This window comes from Aliinostoc sp. HNIBRCY26 (assembly GCF_050235535.1).
Lineage (GTDB): Bacteria > Cyanobacteriota > Cyanobacteriia > Cyanobacteriales > Nostocaceae > Trichormus.
Genome location: NZ_CP189852.1, coordinates 4,744,876 through 4,762,014, shown reverse-complemented (window position 1 = coordinate 4,762,014; position 17,139 = coordinate 4,744,876). Strand labels below are relative to the sequence as shown.

Genomic DNA, 17,139 nt, shown 5'->3' with positions numbered 1-17,139 from the left:
GCATGGGGCTAATCAATTCAAAATTCAAAATTCAAAATGAAAGAAATTTTATAGGGCATGGGGTATAGGGCATTGGATATGACTTACTGTTTACCTTGTTTACACCAGTCCCCAGTCCCCAATCCCCAATCCCCAACCTCAAAGATTCCCAAACCCTTTTTTCTTCTTATCTTTGGGTTTTTTCTTCTTCGCGCCGCCGCCGTTATAGCCGCGCCAACCAGGGGCTGCGGGACGGCCGCCCATACCAGCCAAAGCGTTACCCATACCGCCACCGCCGAACATTCCGGGCATTCCTGGGAAGCTACCTTGACCCATTTGCTGCATGAGCGATCGCATTTTTTGGAAATCAGCCACTAATTTACTTACGTCGGCTTCTCCATAGCCCGAACCTTTAGCAATTCGCCGCCTTCTACTGGGTGAACTCGCCAGTAAATCTGGGTCGCGGCGTTCTTGGATGGTCATGGAGTTGATCATGGCTTCACAGCGTTTTAACTGAGTTTCGCCGTGTTTTAGCTGATCATCAGAAAGCTTACCCATCCCTGGAATCATCTTGAGGATACCCCCCAATGACCCCATATTTTTCAATAGGCGCAGTTGCTTGACGAAATCGGTGAAGTCAAATTTGGCTGACAGGATTTTCTCCTGCATTTGTTCTGCGTCTGCTAGGTCGATTTCTTCTTGGGCTTTTTCTACTAAGGTGAGAACGTCACCCATCCCCAAAATCCGGGAAGCCATACGGTCTGGGTAAAAGGGTTGTAGGGCTTCGACTTTTTCACCTACGCCCACAAATTTAATCGGCGCGCCGGAAATTTGCCGTACTGACAACGCCGCCCCACCTCGGCTATCACCATCCATCTTGGTAAGAATTGCGCCAGTGATACCGATTTGTTCATGGAAGGTACGGGTAAGATTTGCTGCTTCTTGACCCGTCATGGAATCCACTACTAGCAGAGTTTCGTGAGGTTCAACTGTGGCTTTGATGCGGGCTAATTCCGCCATCATATCCGCGTCAATTTGCAGACGACCTGCGGTATCGATAATTACTGTGTTTACACCTTCCGCCTTGGCGCGTTCCACCCCTTGACGGGCAATTTCTACGGGGTCTGCATCACTCCCCATGTCAAAAACGGGGACATCAATTTGCTTACCCAGAGTGATTAACTGGTCGATAGCGGCGGGACGGTATACGTCTGTAGCTACTAACAAGCAACTACGCTCTAATTTGCGTAAATGTAAGGCTAACTTAGCGGTGGCTGTGGTTTTACCAGTACCTTGTAAACCAGCCATTAAAACGATAGTCGGCTTTTGTGCAGTTTCCGCTAGGGGAACATTTTCTTCCCCCATCACTTGCACTAACTCATCGTAGACAATTTTGATGAATTGCTGGTCAGGACGCACACCGCTAATGACTTCGGCCCCCTGCGCCTTGGCTTCAACTTCGCTAATAAAATCTTTGACTACCTGGAGGTTAACGTCTGCTTCCAACAGGGCGCGGCGCACTTCCCGCAAAGCATCTTGGATATTAGATTCCGAAATTTTATCTTGACCACGTAGTTTCTTCCAGGCGGATTCTAAACGTTCAGCTAATGCGTCAAACATATCTTAGTTACAGTTATTGAGCCAATGGGGATGTCCGAATCACCGTTTGGGTGCGATTCAGAATTTGTGAATTTTGAATGTGCTACTTACCAGCTTAGTAGTTTTTTCCCCAACTTGAGCCTACTGTGTACAAGCAAGTCCAAAATTTTCACGCTCAACCCAGATTCCGCCTATCACTAAAGTTCCAGGTTAACAGCAAAAGTCTACAAAATGTGGAAGAGGATGTTTGAAAAGTCCCAAGTTATGTAGCGAATACTTTCCTATTGACCGAAATTACCCTTAGAAGTGGAATTTTGATTGTATTTTCCTCGTTCTTTTAAAGAGGTTTTGGGGGTATCAATAAATACAAAAAATCATAACTAAGCACTTGTCAAACAACCTCTGAGGGTGAGGCGTTGTCAATTTTTAGATTTATCCTTCGTCGCATGGGTGAGGAATCTTTTTAGAAGCCAGCAGATTAGAAGCCAGCAGAACTTGGATATTTCTGTTTTTACAAGCATTAGAAAATTCATCCTGGTTAGAATAATACTTGTCCCCAAGCAGTTGCTCATAACCAAGAAAAGCAAGATCATGAATTAGGCCGCGACAGAATTTGCCCTCAAAGTATCCTCCATGTGTGTCAATTTTCCGAGGAAATCCAAAAAAGTGCGCTAAACACAATTCAAAATAATCGCAAAGTGTGAGGCAATCTTTTTTCCTCGCGAAGCTGAGAATCCCTTTCTCTGGTTCTTCTTCAGTATAATCAGTGCAATCAAAATATGTAAAACAATCGGCAATAGCATTCTCTTTAAGTTGAGTCTCACCACTCAATTCTAATAAAGTCTTACGCTCGGTTTCTTGGTACGTTCTAATTTCCAGATATTGATGAGGATTTTGAAGCTTATCTTTCTGAACATTAACTATACCGTATTTATCTTGACATCCATTTTTATTAGGAGGGCTATTAGGGTCTTGACATCCATTTTTATTAGGAGGGCTGTTAGGGTTACGATTAACTGTGACGTTACCTAATTTATATCCTCTATAACGGTCTTTAGATGGGAAACTAAAATAATTAGCTGCTGTTGAAGCCAAGCGTAATGCTAAGTCAGCTTCGTTAGAAAATACATAGGCTTCCTCACAACGAATCAAAGAAGATTTAAGAAAATTAGCCCTAGTAGTTAAAATCGATTCTATAGGAATATCTGGTGCAACAAGCACTAATCTTCCCAGGGTAAATACAGCACTAATGTTAGAAGAATGTTGATTTTTAACAGTGTTTATTGCATCATCATCAAACACATCAGCAAGGATACGTATCGTTTGAGTCGCAACTTCACAACCTAAACTATGAGCAATAAATGATATTTTAATTCTACTTTTAGTAATTCCCTCTATTCTTATTTTTTCCGCTTGTAAATCTTGGAAAAATTCAACTAAATCTAGGACACCATAGTTACTAGCACGAAAGCGATCGCGCGAATAAGTCAAGAGGCGAAGGATAATTAGTGCTGAAATTATGCCTATTATCAATCCGCAGAGGATGATGCTAAATATTCGCAATTGACTACAAATAATAATAAAAAAGATATAACATAATAAAACAGGCACAAACAATGCAATTTCATTGAAAAATAAATATAAATTTATCAGTTTTGCTGTTTTTGATGGCAGGTTTAGTTTTATAAACATGACTGTACATACTGCATATACAATCACAAATATTAGCAGAGATAATAAATTCAATCTAACCTCTAACCAAGGTGTTATTAAAAGTAATAATATAGTAGATATTACTACTACAGAGGAAATTTTTAATATACAACTAGGCAAAATTGGTAGTGCTTTTAAAGAATCAAACCCTTCTTTTAAAGGAGGTTCAGCAGGCCAGCGATAGCCAATAAAGACATAGTTACTTTTAGCCAATTCAAGTTTTGAATCTGGAGAATTTACATATTCCCAAGCTTCCTCATAGCGTTTTCTCGCATCTTTTCGAGAATTAGCATAGCCATGTATATGAACGACTAATTCAGGTGGATCATCTTTCTTCTTACTCTCATCAACTAAACGCTTGGCAATTTCCTGAATAAAAAGTTTATTCTTCTTATTAACTCCATTAACTTCATGTACATTTATTTTGTCTGCAATTTCAACATTAATAGTTGCTGTACTTATTACATAATATCCAGGTATTTTATCCTCCTTACAATTAAGATCACCAAGAGATTTAATGGTGTAGTAGGGGTATTGTATATCTGACATAAATTTGAATCCTGCTGATTAGAGAACAAGTATTGAATATATTAATTAAACCTAAAAATTAGGTTAAATATTACCTTAAGTCGAATTGCTGGTAAGAATATAATTTAATAAAATTAATTTATTCTTATACAGAAAAATGTTTTTTAGAAGACGTGTGAAAATTCATGATTGATGTATCAAAATATCTTTTTACCCCACCCTAACCTTCCCCTTGAAAATGTGAGGGAAATAGATATTCTGGTTTCCCCTATTTCTCATGGGAGACACTGCGTTGGACGGACAATGCCTGTGAGTGATCGCCAACCTAATCAAGAATCATGGTAAGCAATAATTCCAGGAATTTATACTGCCACAAATCTAATCATTACACGAGTCAATCTCATAAAGAAATTCAACACCTTCTCAGCTTGAATTGCCGCATCAATATCTCGCTTGATATTTTGCAGTTCGGCAATAATTTGGTCGTGATCTGGACTGATTAAAACTTGTGTGACTGTTGCTGCTATCACCGCATTGAGTGCATCATCACATTGTTCAATAGCTTCAAAGAGCATATCGACAAATTCCCAATTCTCTTCCTCTTCTGCTGTCGAGAGTGCAAATTGTAATCTGAAACGAATGTTTTCGAGACTTTTTTGTGATTGTTGAAAGACTTGTAGATTGATGGGTTTACCAGGAGACAGATTTGCTACTGAATCAATGCTATTAATAATCTGTTTTATCTGTTCTTTAATTTGGTCGAGGCTAGTTGTGGTAATCATCTTAAACTATCTCCTAATGATGAACAATCGAGAAGTTGAGAATTGCTAATTGTAGAAGGAAAATTCTGTCTTTGTTTGTTTAAAATATCATTCAAGATTGGATCTGCTTTAATTGCTGTTTGAATCTCTTTAAGTCTGACATTTACAGCAGTAATATCTGACCCAAAACTAGAAGCTATTCCTAAAGTTGTGGTGATTTTAGCAACAATTTCGTCAAAGCTTAAGTCTTTGTATGCCTCGATGAGTTGAGAAAGCTTTGCTCCTGTATCGGCTGTCAGCAAAAGTTTAGCTCTAGCTTGACAAATCATCGTTTTCTCTTGTGTATTAATGCTAAATAACTCATCTAAAAGTTGTTCTCCCTGATTGAAGATTTCTGTTTTCTCAGCCTCAGAATTAGCATTCTGAAATTGCTCTCTGAGCTTGTGAAAGCGAGAAAGAATGACAACTCGATCTGGATTTCTCGGTGAGGGTGGATCTTGAGCAATCAGTTCAGCTAGCAGTAGCATTTTCACGGTTAATCGCCTAGAAGGTTCAGCCGCTCTAGTAACTGCACCTGCTTCAGTGCCTAATAATCCAGCTTGTTCAATGTTGTTAAAAGTTTCGCCTGCTACGATATATTCTTGCTTGAGATCGTTGAGAACAGTATTAACAGGACTTGGTCGAGGATTTGTCCGCAGTTGTCTTTCAATTATTTGCGATACTTGGTCTATATCGTCAAATTCTATATTGCGATCGCTTAAGAGTCTTTTTACCAGTATTCGCCGCAGTTCAACTGTTGAACGTGGTAAAGGATTGAGTTGATAGATAGTTTTGACAGCTTCAATCGCATCACTTGCCTGACTTTTAAAGTTCAGTGCTGTCATTCGTAGTACAGCCCTCCTCTCTGGACTGCAACCACTGAGAACGATACTTGCTATCAATAAGATGAGAAAACTTTTTAATTGAACTGGATTTTTCATTAAGTAGCTTTAAGGAGTATCGGAAAATTCAATTAGATAATCTGGGGAATAACTCAGCTAAATTTCATATTCACAAAGCTAATGCTGACGCATTCTGAAAAAATTTCTCGTTGACTGAAAATTGAGAGTAATTAATACTTGCTTACAGACATTCAATCGGATAAAAATTCCTGAAATTCCTTTACAGCATCGCGTTTTAACCAAGAATTGATTTCCTTGCGTTTCACAGGCCCGTTATGCTTGACTGTAAACCGAAGAAGCCTAGCACAATACTCAATAGCAAATTTGTGGTTACTTTTCGAGACTTTGATAAATGTCTCGCAATCTGTCTTACCTGACACATCCTTAAGCAACTTTTTTAAACTAGGGTCGAAACCCATCGAATCACCTGAGCATTGAAAAATTCCAGCTTCTTCTGTACAAGGGGTGTCAGAGTTAGGATTCGTGCTATCCCTTCCTTCATTCCAATTCCATGAACTCTCGAAACCACCAAGTACCCTCAGTACCTCTAGCATGACGGCTTTGCGGTGAAGAAGACCATTCCAAGGATCGAGTTCTGGAGCAACACTGACATAAATATCGTTATTGTTATTCTCCTGAAATATTTCATCTGGAGCTTGCCTAGCCCAATCTATCAATTCATTCAGAAACGAATCTGGAGGAAGACCACGATTGTAAACTTTTGCTTTACATTCAATAAATTTCCTAGTCATTTAAAGTGCCTCAATAGAATTAATTACACAAATTTGTGGCATTACTGAATGACTCTCTATCTTTCGGTCAACTGTATAGTGTTTGAGTAATATCGGCGAGTGAAGAGAGAGGCGATCGCACTACAATGTAGCGACAGCGTAACTCACCGAATAATATTGAAAAATCCAGCTACAAGCCTTGAAAACTACATCTTTTATTTAGGCTTTTCTATCAATGTCTGAGTCCTAATAGCGATCAGTTAATCAGGTGTAATAGGAAGTTCCCACGCCGCATTCCACGATTGAGGGCCTATTTTGCCATCAACTTCCAATCCTTTTTCTTTCTGAAACTTGATTAAGGCTTCGTGATCGCTTTCGCTAAAAACACTATCATCTCCCTTACCCGTCGTACCCCCAGAGCCGAGATTCCAGCCTCGGTAAATCATTTGTCGTTGCCAAAGTAGTACATCATCTCCGCTCATATAGGGACTGGTTAAAGCGATGTAGCGTCCTGGCCATACAGGATAAGAAACCCTATCTCCCTCATCATTACTTGGTGCGCTAGTATAGGGCGGCCGTCCATAACCAATAATGCCTGTATTTCGCTTGCGGCGCATAACCTTTCCACCATTAGAATCATTGCCTTCAGAAGTGTTTCCTTCAATAGCAATGATATAGCCATCCTCGACCTGTTCCACAATACCAACGTGATCAAATGGAACACCACCATTCTTCCAGTCGTAGAAGACGACATCTCCAACTTTAGGGGTTGTATGCCACCACCCTTTATTTTTAAACCAATTAACACCGTCACCACAGTAAGAAAAGCCCTTCGGTGTCTTAGCGGGCAAAGGTACGCCAGCAGTATAAAAGCAATAGGACACGAACATGGCACACCAAGGTGCTTCGTTGAAGCCATACCAAACACCGAATTTATTCTGGTTAGAATTCGGAGGATTTTCCTTGTAGCCAATTTCCTTGGCTGCGATTTGAATGACTTTTTGTGCAGTAGTCATAGTAGTTTTGATCAATGCAATTTAATTACTTATGAATCAACTAATACAAATTTCCTAATATCGACACCAGCAAAGTTTACAATTTTAAGAAAAAAGTTAAGGATTTAGCACTAGCAAAGACCCAAAGACTTTCTAAATATCGTTTTCAGCTTTCCAAAAGTTTAAACACTTTGTAAATATTAGTTAATTTCATGCTTAACTTTGGAAAAACAACCAAGTTAAGAAAAATGTTCTGTTTAATTTCTTCAGAGATAATTCTGACCCCAAGGTACATTGAAAACAAAGTTGACTATTCAGCTAATTTTATATAACGGAGTGCTTAACGAAAAATAATTATCGACCATAGTTCTTGCGGCGACTGGTTTTGAAATTTTTAATAGTTTATGTAAAACTGCGATTTTAATGCTCCTACATAGAAAAAGTAAGAAAACATGATTTTTTTGTGATTGTATTTATAAGATTTGTAACTGTGCTGAATAATTTGTACAAGTGCATAAGTAATAACATGGTTCATTTATTCATCTATTACCAAGCACATTTTTATTTGATAGTTAAAATGCAATTACAATTTAAAAGTCATCTACGCCGACGGGGTGCGATTCTGACGGCTCAAGGTTTAAAAAAACTCAATCAGGCAAAGGCCCAGTTAGAAATTGAGCAAAACTTTAAGCGATGCACTCTTGAAGACCTCAGTGAAAAAACAGGTTTAACCTCTAATACACTTAGCAAAGTTTTTAATGGCTCAGTAAGAGTCGATAAGCGAACCTTGGAACGCTGCTTCAATGCCTTGAATCTGACCTTATTAAAAGACGATTATCTTTACCTGTTACCAGGACAAGACAATGTTGCAGAGATTGACTTAATGTCCTCGGTGGAAATCTGCTCAACCATCAAATCAATCTGCGATTCTCCGTTGAATATGCTGCATGATCGCAGCGACACCCCCCAAATCTACAAAATAAAGCAATTGCAAAACAATCCGCAACTTCGTCTGCTCACGCCACCAGGAGGGCAGATGCCTCTAGATTCATTCTTGTACATTGATCGTCCCATTCTCGAATCCCTCTGTTACGAAGGTATCCAGCAACCTGGTGCGTTGCTCAACATCCGCGCTCCTAAGCAAATGGGCAAAACCTCTCTAATGACCCGTATCTTGGCTTATGCTAGCTCTTTGGGCGATCGCACTGTTTGTGTGAACTTACAACTGGTTAACCACGAGATTTTGCAGAACCTAGACCGCTTCCTACAATGGTTATGTACCAGGGTCAGTAAGCAGTTAGGCTTGCCAAATGGGATTGTTAATTTTTGGGATAATTCCTTGGGTAGCAAATCCAATACCACTGATTATTTCGAGGATGTGATCTTAAGTAACCTTGTTCGTGGAGAACCTGCGAGGAATAATCGTCCTCTAGTCATTGCGTTCGATGAACTCAACCATCTTTTTACCTACCCCGACATTGCTAGTGAATTTCTCCAAGTTCTGCGAACTTGGACAGAGCAAGCCAAACAAGGCAACGCAAACACTAATCCTTGGCAGAAGTTACGACTGGTGACGGTTCATTCTACACAAACTCTGATGCCTCCCTCAATTGATCCCTCTTTGTTGAATACTGGATTAGTGATTGAGCTACCTGAGTTTACATTTACTCAGGTACAGGATCTAGCGAATCGGTGCGAACAGGAAATAAGCGAGCCACAAATCCAGCACCTGATGACTCTGTTGGGAGGACATCCCTATCGGTTGCAGTTGGCTTTTTATTACCTACAGCAACAGAGAATCAGCTTGGAAGAACTGTTAGAAAATTCTGATATCGCCTCTACTATCTATGTAGACCACCTAGAACAGCAATGGTGGAACTTGCAACGCTATCCCGATTTATTGCCATTGTTTACAGAAATCGTCAGTCAACTAAGTCCTGTAGATTGCGAGCTTGTACAAGGTTTGCAGTTGTGCAAGATGGGATTAGTGCATCTGCATGGTTTTAAAGCAAGTCTAGCCTGCGAGTTATTTCGCCCGTTTTTTTGCGATCGCCTACAGCAAATCAACAGTTAGGTGCTTAGTCGATACTGTTGGGGTTCAATTGCGACTAATATACCGAGACGTAGGGGAGGATTGAAACTGAGGTAGTTTCAGCCGAAGCGATCGCTTCTTTTTTCCTCGATAAATAGTCTGGTTTGTGGTTGAAGACATATTTCTATTGCTCAACCTCAAGAATGTATTCTTTTAGAGTAAATCAACCCAATGAAAAATATATTTTTGGGTAAAATCTCAAGCTTTAAAAAAATTATTGATTTTTTTGTAAAAAATTATGAAAACAGATAAAACATTTAAGTTAAAAATCTAGAAACATCACAGGACAGTTAGAACATTTAACTATTTTTTGTTACTTAATATACAGTTTTTCAACTAATAAGCATTATTGGCATTATTTTGTCAATTCGTATATTTAGTAAAAATAAATACGATTTTTTCTATTTACAAAATCAGCAAATTATCTGATCATAGCCAAACAATAAAAAGACAACTATCTGTGCCTTATGTATTTCAAAACCTGAGTGCGTAAAGCTTTAGTTGTAAATCTTTAATTAACTTTATGGGCAGTAAAAAATCTTGACAGAACTGGTAATCTATCAAAAATGAAATTGCTTGGCTGATAAATCAGTTTCTACGAAACTCTGCCACAAATTACTCCCAACTGATATCCATATCTTACCAGTTACCAACACATCCCACCAAAAAATCATCATGAAGGACTTCGATAATATTCAATTAGCAGAATTCCAACAACCGATTCGTTGTTGTAATGTTACAGCCCTGGCTTATGCGATGACTTCTTTAGGTTTTACAGCTACAGTTGATGATATTTTCTATGTAACGAAGCTACCGATCGCCTCCGTGTTAGATGATGGTATGACCTTGGCTGAAACCTATGACACTTGTGTGAAATATGTTGGAAATTCCAATTTACCACTAACTGTGAATTTGGAATATTTTGACAATCCATCAATGACGATGGAGAAGTTCACAGACATTGTAGAAAAGGCTGTGGTAGATGCCAATGATATTCATATTCTCAATTTCAATACTAAAATTGCTCACAATAACCCCAACTTAGAAGGGGGACACTTTTCACTGTTAGCAGACTATAACCCTAGTTCTCAAGAAATCACGATCGCAGATACCAATCCCAAGCGATACACTCGCTTTTGGAAATGTCCCATAGACCGGATGTATAAAGCTTGTGTGGATAAGGATTCAGCTTGCGATCGCTCCCGTGGGATGATCATTTTGCAAAAAGCTTCCCTCAACTAAAGTCTCCCCTAGCATCAAATCCAAAAACCTTTATTCATTAAGCACAAGCGGCCTTTTACCTACAATTTCAACAAGCAACTTGTACAACAACTACCCCAAACAAAATAGAGAATATGACAACCATCCCAGATAAGACCTTAGAAGCGCGCAATCGTGTAATTGAATCTGCTAACCGCTTGGGTGTACAACTCAATGAGCAAGAATTAGAGCGTTGGATGAATTCAATCACCGAAGCCACAGGGGACAGTGATATTGTGGTTGACGAAGAGACTGGTGTATTTGGTCACAAAGTCACCATGTTAGATTTCGACCCCAAAGAGTTAGAACGCTTTCGAGCCATAGGTAAAATAGTCGAATTTGATGATATTCCTGGTGTTGTGGAAACCGCGCTGGCTCTTTCTGGTTCGGCTGCACAATCGAAAGTGCAAACTCACCCAGGAGACTGTGATTACTTCGAGAGAGTCAATATTATTGCTCCCACCAGAGCCGAAGCTTGTGAGATTCTGGCGCGAATTATGCGTGAGAAAGCACTCAGTAGTATGTCTGGGGTTAACTTTCAATTTATTGAACTCAAATTTGGTAGCTATTCCCAAAATGTAATTCGCCATAATCACACCTATCACAAAGGTTCACCAATTTCCTGGTCTCCTGATGAAGTTGTAGCCGGAGAAATTCAAGCCAAGGATAGCCAAGGAAATCCTCTAGTCATCACTTGGGATGCTGTAGCTCAAGAACCTGGTTGGTGCAAGCTAGACTGGGTAGTTGCGGATCAAGTGCGTGGTCAATTGTCCAACGCCAGCAACGTCTTAGATGTGACTTGGGAAGCTCCCGACGGTACAATCACACCCCTAGATGGTTATCTAGACGGCTACTTCCAGGAGGTTTACTTAGATGCTCAATCTGCACCCATCTTCTCTAAACTAGTCAAACAAGTTTCCACAGATGTCTTAGATGACTATGTGGCAACATTAAAAAAAGAAGTCAAAAAATACGTTAGAGAAGACCATCTCAACTACGGTAAAGCCGCTAAACGTCTGTACAACATCTTCCGACTGAACGGCCAATATGAAGAAGCCGCCTTTTTGCGTGAACTGTTCGACGAGCCAGCCGCATTACTGTATCAAGTCCACTCCCTAGTTAAGACTGTCCAAGAGGCTACAGAAAAAGCTACTGTCTTTGATATCGAAAGTATTCTTGATCAGACTGATGAACTCATTATGTCAGTCATCAGGGTCTTGGAAGGAGAAGAGGAATTAGAAATTGTGCGCCATTTGCTGCGTTTATCTCGCTGTATCAGCCGTCAAAAACCAGACGTTCCCCTTGGCCCACAGGTAGAAGCAGCACAAGCCGAGGTCATGAATATCGTCAACAATTTCTTCTATGAAAAGATGACTGCATTACCTGCGATTAAGGCTTATCTCGATAGTCTCAAAGCCTAAAAATTTGTTTTATTAACTTTCACGCTGTAGGTTGTTTTGCAATAGATTGCAGAACAACTTTCCTTGTTGAATAGCATCATCTAAAGCAATATGCGTTAATGGTTGTTCCTCTAACCACTCTGTTGGGAGATTGCGCTTTCCAGATTCACTGTAGCTATTTTTCAAGAATGCCATTGCATAGGAACGGATATCTAGTGCAGAATGCTGAAAAGGACTGTCTCCCACAAAGTTGATTAAATACCAATAGACGAACATAAAATCATAGGCAGCAGGATAAGCAACAAAGATTGGTTTACCTGGTAATGCTTTTAACCAAGTATGATATGCTTGCATTACCGATGCTGGAGGCTGTAGATTAACTCGGCAGACTGCCCAAGCTTCCGGCTGTTGTGACCACCATTTCATAGTTTGGGGATGACCTGATGCTCCTGGTAGAGTTTCCAGGTTGGCTGAAAAGGTAGCAATTAATTGCTTATCTGCGGTGTAAGCTGCTGAACCAATACTAAGCATGGAATGAGGCCCAGGAATAGGGCCATCTGCTTCAATATCCGTGCTGATGTAGATTTCGATTGTCACCTGTTTTTCCTACTAGTCCGCCACACAAATTATGATAGGTCATAGATACCCGACTTGTTGAAAAAGTCGGATATCTGAACACCTGCAACCTGTCAAAATCTATCGGGTAGAATACTACTGGCCTGACGTATTAAATGATGAGGGGTTCGTAGTTGTGATTTATCGCTTAAGTCGAGGGCTAAAGCTCAACAACAAACCTTGTTGATTCCTGAAATGATTTGCCCATAAAAAGGAATCAAATATGAGTCCTAGAGAAGTCAGAACTGCGATCGCTAAATCTGGACGTTGATATACTGTGGTTGATAATTTCGCACATAGTTTAAGAGTTGATCTAAATCTCTTGTGTTAGTCAGACCAATACATCCAGAGGTACCATCTTCCCCATTGTTCTTGTTATAAGATGGGTCTACATGAATACCTAAGTCAGTGCGACCAGTGCGGAACCGAGGTGTGATTGGTAAAAACCTTTCTCCGGCTTCTGCAATAGTTCCACGAGTATAATTTTTTGCCACTGTATAGATGCCGTTGGGTAGTGGTGCTTCTGTCCCGGAACGATGGCGATTTTTATTTTGTGTATGGGTGCGTCCAGAGACTGCCAAAAAGCTCCCGACAGGCTGGTTATTGACGTATAGACGCAATTCAAAGAGTGGATTTCCTAAATCATTAGTTCTCCCAGACGGTGTGAGAGTCATGTAATTACCTGCCCCATTTTTTGTCCCAACGGAGACTCTTTGAGCTAGATAATTATTTTGTTCAATGTTGTGGCTATTCAATTGAATAGGATTGTTGTTTAATGATTCAGGTGATGAATATTCAACATTTGAACTGGGGTCATTATTGTTAGTAAAAATATCTTTACTACTTCTTTTTCCCTCCTTAACTGAAGATGGATTGTCTGGCAATATTTTTATGCTGCTTTGGGGTGGTATTTGACTTATCTGAGGAGATTTTATTGCTGCACTATTAGGACTACAACTTGTCAATAATAAGCAGCTAAAAGATATTAATCCGAGGCTATTTGGCATGAAATTATTGCCTACTTTTTCCTGTTTTTTCGACTTTAATTCCTGCCTCTAAGGGTAAACCTGCGAAGAAATGCTTATTTTTATGCCATTTTGTAAAATTCAGTATTAATTAGCATTAATTTTAATGGCTTCTTAAAGGATTATCTTGATATGTTCAAGTTTTCATGAAGTAATTATAAAGACTGTGTATTTTGATGAAGGATGTGGCTCTACTCAGTAATCAGTGTTTCTAGTTTTTAAACTAAATGTGACCTAATTTGATGAAATAACTTCGCAAATATAGATTTTGATTGTCTGTACTTAAGCAAAAGTTTTAAAGTTGGGTAATTACGGAAGAATTTTTGGACTGCAAAATCATCCCGCAAATAAGCAGTTCTTTGTTTTTATAGGAATTTGATTTGATTGCTGAAATTACTTAGGGCTTGCGGAAAAAGTCCTTTAGTGGAGGTAGGGAACAGGCTTCCGCCGTGAGCGTCAGCCGAACGGGAACGGGGAACAGGGAACAGTTTTACCCTAATTTTTTCCAATTTTTTGGAGGCAAAAAAATTGGAGATGCAAACTTTTTCAGCCTCATATCCTTTGCATTTCTTACTCTGATTCAGCAACACAGGTGGAACAAATCTAAAATACTCGCTGTGTTGTATCCGCTACCTTGGTGCAGCCTCGCGTAGAGAAGACAGCCAATCTAAAATCTAAAATCCAAAATCTAAAATTGATTAACTAGGTTTTCTACAGCCTGGGCTTGATTGGGTAAGGCGGCTGTTAGCACTTCAGTACCTGTTGATGTTACTAAAACATCATCTTCAATGCGGATACCTCTGACATCGGCAAATTGTGAGAGACGTTCCCAATTCACGACGTTTTGATATTTTTCTCGGTGTTGGGGGTGATTTAAAATAGCTGGGACTTGATAAAATCCAGGTTCAATGGTGACTAACATTCCTGATTTTAAGGGACGATTTAAACGTAAGTAGCCTAAACCAAAGCGATCGCTTCTTTTTCTTTCTGCTTCATACCCAGCTAAATCCCCTAAATCTTCCATATCATGGACATCTAAGCCTAGTAAATGCCCGATACCGTGGGGGAAAAATAGGGCGTGGGCATCCATCTCTACTAAATCTTGGGGATTACCCTGTAAAATGCCTAAATTTACTAAACCTTCGGCGATGACTTGCGCCGCCAATAAATGAATATCCCGATATTCTACTCCTGGTTGTATCTTGGCAATACAAGCATCATGAGCCGCTAGGACAAGATCATAAATATCTCGTTGCGTAGGGGAAAATTTACCAGACACAGGCCAAGTCCTGGTGATATCACTAGCCCAACCCATTGGCGTTTCTGCACCGACATCGGCGAGAAGTAAATCTCCTGGTTGCAACGGGTGGTGATAGGTTTCGTTATGCAGAACTTCACCATGAACTGTAACGATGCTGTTATAGGCAGTAGTCATATTGTGGGCGATGATCACCCCTTCCATTGCCGCGCGGACTTCGGCTTCGAGTTTAGCTTGGGGTGTGGCTACCATGCCGGCTTTGTGCGCCTCAATACTAATAGCGGCGGCTTGGCGCAGTTCAGTGAGTGCGCCTGCATCGTGGGTGAGACGTAAGGTTGCGATCGCTTTTGCTAATTCTCGGTCTCTACCTTCTAAATCATAGGGTGAAGAGACTGGTCTTTGCAGAATTTGTGACTGTACTAAGGTAGTGCGATAATTCTGCACCGGAATTGATGCTGCGTCTTTACCTCGGTGTTTTAATTCTGACATGGTTTTGGCCACGTCAGCACCAATGATGGCGGCGATTTCTTCCCGTTTTGGTAGTTCTCCATGCCAAAGTGCGCTACTTGGTTCGGGGTCATCCATAAACAGTTCTAACTTTCCCGCTTCTAGACGAATGGCTGCGTGAGGTAAAGGCAAGCCAGCAAAGTATAAAAAATGACTGCTAGCCCGAAATGGATAAGGGTTAGCAGGAAAATTGCGGGGGCTGTTGTGACCTGACCACAGAATGACGGGGAAATCAATTAAGGTGGCGAGTTGTTGCCTACGTTGTCGTAAAGTATCAGCCAGGGAACTAGAAATGTTGTGGATTACCATCACCATTCACACAACTTTGATTTATTCTTATTTTAATAAAATTTAGGGGTTTAAGTCCCCAGCTTCTATCAAGCCGCAAGTGTTGTGGCGTGGTCTAAATCCCCGTTACAACACTTAATTGCGAATTGCGAATTGCGAATTGCGAATTGGTTTAATTTTTCTTGTCTTTATCATCTTGATCAGCTTCATCCTGCTCATCATCTTCGTCTTCTTTATCTGTTGTTGAATCTGTTGGGGCTGGGGAAGAATTACTGTTTATAGTTGGGCGTTCTATGCCGGTGGGAGATGTTTGACCATTACCACAACTCACTAAACTGAGAAATATTAGCCCGAAAGAAATCGTTCTAAGAAGAGTTTTTAAAATTTTGATGGCAAGATTTTCTGCTTGATTTAACAACATAATTTTATTTATCCTTAGATGCTGGCCTTAAATGCTTATGCTCAATTTCTCTCAATTGTTTTAGTTTGCCCAGAGCGATCGCCTTAGTATATACTTCTGGATTATCTATATTTAAGCTGCAAATTGACTAGTTTGAATTGCAGTGTCATTTTATGAGACAAATTATTACTCAGGTGGATGCGTTTACCAACAAACCCTTTGCAGGGAACCCAGCCGCAGTTTGTGTTTTAGCGACTCCGCAAACAGACGCTTGGATGCAGAATGTCGCCCAAGAAATGAATTTATCGGAGACGGCTTTTTTAGTAAAACTAGATGATGGCTTTAGTCTGCGCTGGTTTACGCCGACAACAGAAGTACCGCTTTGTGGTCATGCAACCTTAGCTAGTAGTCATGTACTGTGGTCTGAAGGGCATTTATCAACCGATGAAGACGCACGTTTCCACACCAAAAGCGGTTTACTCATTGCTAAACGCCAAGGTGACTGGATTGAATTAGATTTTCCCGTGATTCATTCTCAACCAACTACTGCACCGCCAGAACTGAGTCAGGCGTTAGGAGTACCGTTGAAAACAGTTATGCAGAATAGTTTGGGTTATTTAGTAGAAGTAGAATCAGAAGATTTAGTGCGACAGATGCAGCCCAACTTTCAGCAGATGAAAAGTTTACCGATGGCTGATGTGGTGGTGACAAGTCTTGCCAAAGCTGAGTCTGAGTATGATTTCATTTCTCGCTTTTTCGCACCAGGTTTAGGAATTAACGAAGATCCGGTTACGGGCGCAGCCCATTGTTGCTTGGCTGCATATTGGCGCGATCGCCTCCACAAAGATCAATTTTTAGCATACCAAGCATCCAGCCGTGGCGGAGTTGTGAAAGTCAATTATGTGGGTGGGGATGGGCTACGCCCCACCGTAGGCGATCGCGTTTTGCTAGCAGGACAAGCTGTGACAGTCTTACGGGGAGAATTAATTCTTTAGTCCCCTAATCGAGTTAAGGGACTTCCAGATCAAAAAATATCCAAACTGTAGG

General features: G+C 40.3%; 14 protein-coding genes. 4 read left to right on the top strand and 10 right to left on the bottom strand.

All coding sequences use genetic code 11. From position 1 onward, the window contains the following. Window positions 1-138: 138 nt before the first annotated feature. The 6 genes from ffh to ACQFX9_RS20140 form a co-directional block, all read right to left on the bottom strand. Window positions 139-1,599: a signal recognition particle protein gene (ffh, locus tag ACQFX9_RS20165; RefSeq protein ID WP_427157987.1), complete on the bottom strand. Its 1,461-nt coding sequence runs from the start codon at window positions 1,597-1,599 to the stop codon at window positions 139-141. 411 nt (window positions 1,600-2,010) lie between these two features. Then, window positions 2,011-3,840, bottom strand: coding sequence for an alpha/beta hydrolase (locus ACQFX9_RS20160; protein ID WP_427157986.1), 1,830 nt, complete (start codon window positions 3,838-3,840; stop codon window positions 2,011-2,013). A gap of 341 nt (window positions 3,841-4,181) precedes the next feature. After that, window positions 4,182-4,601, bottom strand: coding sequence for a hypothetical protein (locus ACQFX9_RS20155; protein WP_427157984.1), 420 nt, complete (start codon window positions 4,599-4,601; stop codon window positions 4,182-4,184). Then, window positions 4,598-5,560 (bottom strand): hypothetical protein, encoded by a 963-nt coding sequence (locus ACQFX9_RS20150; RefSeq protein WP_427157983.1) that lies wholly within the window; start codon window positions 5,558-5,560, stop codon window positions 4,598-4,600. Before ACQFX9_RS20150 ends, ACQFX9_RS20155 begins: the two co-directional genes overlap by 4 nt. Before the next feature lie 152 nt (window positions 5,561-5,712). Beyond that, entirely contained in the window at window positions 5,713-6,273 is a 561-nt protein-coding gene (locus tag ACQFX9_RS20145) for a hypothetical protein (RefSeq protein WP_427157982.1), read from the bottom strand. Between the two features lie 239 nt (window positions 6,274-6,512). Then, the gene (locus ACQFX9_RS20140; protein WP_427157980.1) at window positions 6,513-7,142 is read right to left on the bottom strand and encodes a CHAP domain-containing protein; all 630 of its coding nucleotides are present in this window, start codon (window positions 7,140-7,142) and stop codon (window positions 6,513-6,515) included. A 682-nt stretch (window positions 7,143-7,824) separates the two neighbouring features. On the opposite strand from ACQFX9_RS20140, the gene ACQFX9_RS20135 reads away from it, so the two are divergent. The 3 genes from ACQFX9_RS20135 to ACQFX9_RS20125 all read left to right on the top strand — a co-directional run bounded on the left by ACQFX9_RS20135 (window position 7,825) and on the right by ACQFX9_RS20125 (window position 12,020). Continuing rightward, window positions 7,825-9,321: an AAA-like domain-containing protein gene (locus tag ACQFX9_RS20135; RefSeq protein WP_427157978.1), complete on the top strand. Its 1,497-nt coding sequence runs from the start codon at window positions 7,825-7,827 to the stop codon at window positions 9,319-9,321. A 693-nt stretch (window positions 9,322-10,014) separates the two neighbouring features. Continuing rightward, a complete protein-coding gene (locus tag ACQFX9_RS20130; RefSeq protein WP_427157977.1) occupies window positions 10,015-10,581 on the top strand; it encodes a phytochelatin synthase family protein in 567 nt (188 codons plus the stop codon). A 113-nt stretch (window positions 10,582-10,694) separates the two neighbouring features. Then, window positions 10,695-12,020, top strand: a complete 1,326-nt coding sequence (locus ACQFX9_RS20125; protein ID WP_427157975.1) for a hypothetical protein — start codon at window positions 10,695-10,697, stop codon at window positions 12,018-12,020. A 12-nt stretch (window positions 12,021-12,032) separates the two neighbouring features. Here the strand turns inward: ACQFX9_RS20125 and ACQFX9_RS20120 are convergent, their stop codons facing one another. From ACQFX9_RS20120 to ACQFX9_RS20105, 4 genes are all read right to left on the bottom strand, one after another. After that, entirely contained in the window at window positions 12,033-12,596 is a 564-nt protein-coding gene (locus tag ACQFX9_RS20120; protein ID WP_427157973.1) for a 3'-5' exoribonuclease domain-containing protein, read from the bottom strand. Window positions 12,597-12,868: 272 nt separating this feature from the next. Beyond that, window positions 12,869-13,498 carry a L,D-transpeptidase gene (locus ACQFX9_RS20115; RefSeq protein WP_427157971.1) on the bottom strand — a complete coding sequence of 210 codons (630 nt, stop codon included), beginning with the start codon at window positions 13,496-13,498 and terminating at the stop codon, window positions 12,869-12,871. A gap of 829 nt (window positions 13,499-14,327) precedes the next feature. Further along, window positions 14,328-15,713, bottom strand: a complete 1,386-nt coding sequence (locus tag ACQFX9_RS20110) for an aminopeptidase P family protein (RefSeq protein WP_427162951.1) — start codon at window positions 15,711-15,713, stop codon at window positions 14,328-14,330. A 151-nt stretch (window positions 15,714-15,864) separates the two neighbouring features. Beyond that, the gene (locus ACQFX9_RS20105) at window positions 15,865-16,113 is read right to left on the bottom strand and encodes a hypothetical protein (protein WP_427157969.1); all 249 of its coding nucleotides are present in this window, start codon (window positions 16,111-16,113) and stop codon (window positions 15,865-15,867) included. Between the two features lie 152 nt (window positions 16,114-16,265). Between ACQFX9_RS20105 and ACQFX9_RS20100 the strand changes: the two genes are divergently transcribed. After that, window positions 16,266-17,087, top strand: a complete 822-nt coding sequence (locus tag ACQFX9_RS20100; protein ID WP_427157968.1) for a PhzF family phenazine biosynthesis protein — start codon at window positions 16,266-16,268, stop codon at window positions 17,085-17,087. The last annotated feature ends 52 nt before the right edge of the window (window positions 17,088-17,139 follow it).

What these genes read in the sequence shown, in the direction of transcription:
- ffh (WP_427157987.1), bottom strand. Translation starts at nt 1,599, where the DNA reads ATGTTTGACGCATTAGCTGAACGTTTAGAATCCGCCTGGAAGAAACTA.
- ACQFX9_RS20160 (WP_427157986.1), bottom strand. Translation starts at nt 3,840, where the DNA reads ATGTCAGATATACAATACCCCTACTACACCATTAAATCTCTTGGTGAT.
- ACQFX9_RS20155 (WP_427157984.1), bottom strand. Translation starts at nt 4,601, where the DNA reads ATGATTACCACAACTAGCCTCGACCAAATTAAAGAACAGATAAAACAG.
- ACQFX9_RS20150 (WP_427157983.1), bottom strand. Translation starts at nt 5,560, where the DNA reads ATGAAAAATCCAGTTCAATTAAAAAGTTTTCTCATCTTATTGATAGCA.
- ACQFX9_RS20145 (WP_427157982.1), bottom strand. Translation starts at nt 6,273, where the DNA reads ATGACTAGGAAATTTATTGAATGTAAAGCAAAAGTTTACAATCGTGGT.
- ACQFX9_RS20140 (WP_427157980.1), bottom strand. Translation starts at nt 7,142, where the DNA reads ATGTTCGTGTCCTATTGCTTTTATACTGCTGGCGTACCTTTGCCCGCT.
- ACQFX9_RS20135 (WP_427157978.1), top strand. Translation starts at nt 7,825, where the DNA reads ATGCAATTACAATTTAAAAGTCATCTACGCCGACGGGGTGCGATTCTG.
- ACQFX9_RS20130 (WP_427157977.1), top strand. Translation starts at nt 10,015, where the DNA reads ATGAAGGACTTCGATAATATTCAATTAGCAGAATTCCAACAACCGATT.
- ACQFX9_RS20125 (WP_427157975.1), top strand. Translation starts at nt 10,695, where the DNA reads ATGACAACCATCCCAGATAAGACCTTAGAAGCGCGCAATCGTGTAATT.
- ACQFX9_RS20110 (WP_427162951.1), bottom strand. Translation starts at nt 15,713, where the DNA reads ATGGTAATCCACAACATTTCTAGTTCCCTGGCTGATACTTTACGACAA.
- ACQFX9_RS20105 (WP_427157969.1), bottom strand. Translation starts at nt 16,113, where the DNA reads ATGTTGTTAAATCAAGCAGAAAATCTTGCCATCAAAATTTTAAAAACT.
- ACQFX9_RS20100 (WP_427157968.1), top strand. Translation starts at nt 16,266, where the DNA reads ATGAGACAAATTATTACTCAGGTGGATGCGTTTACCAACAAACCCTTT.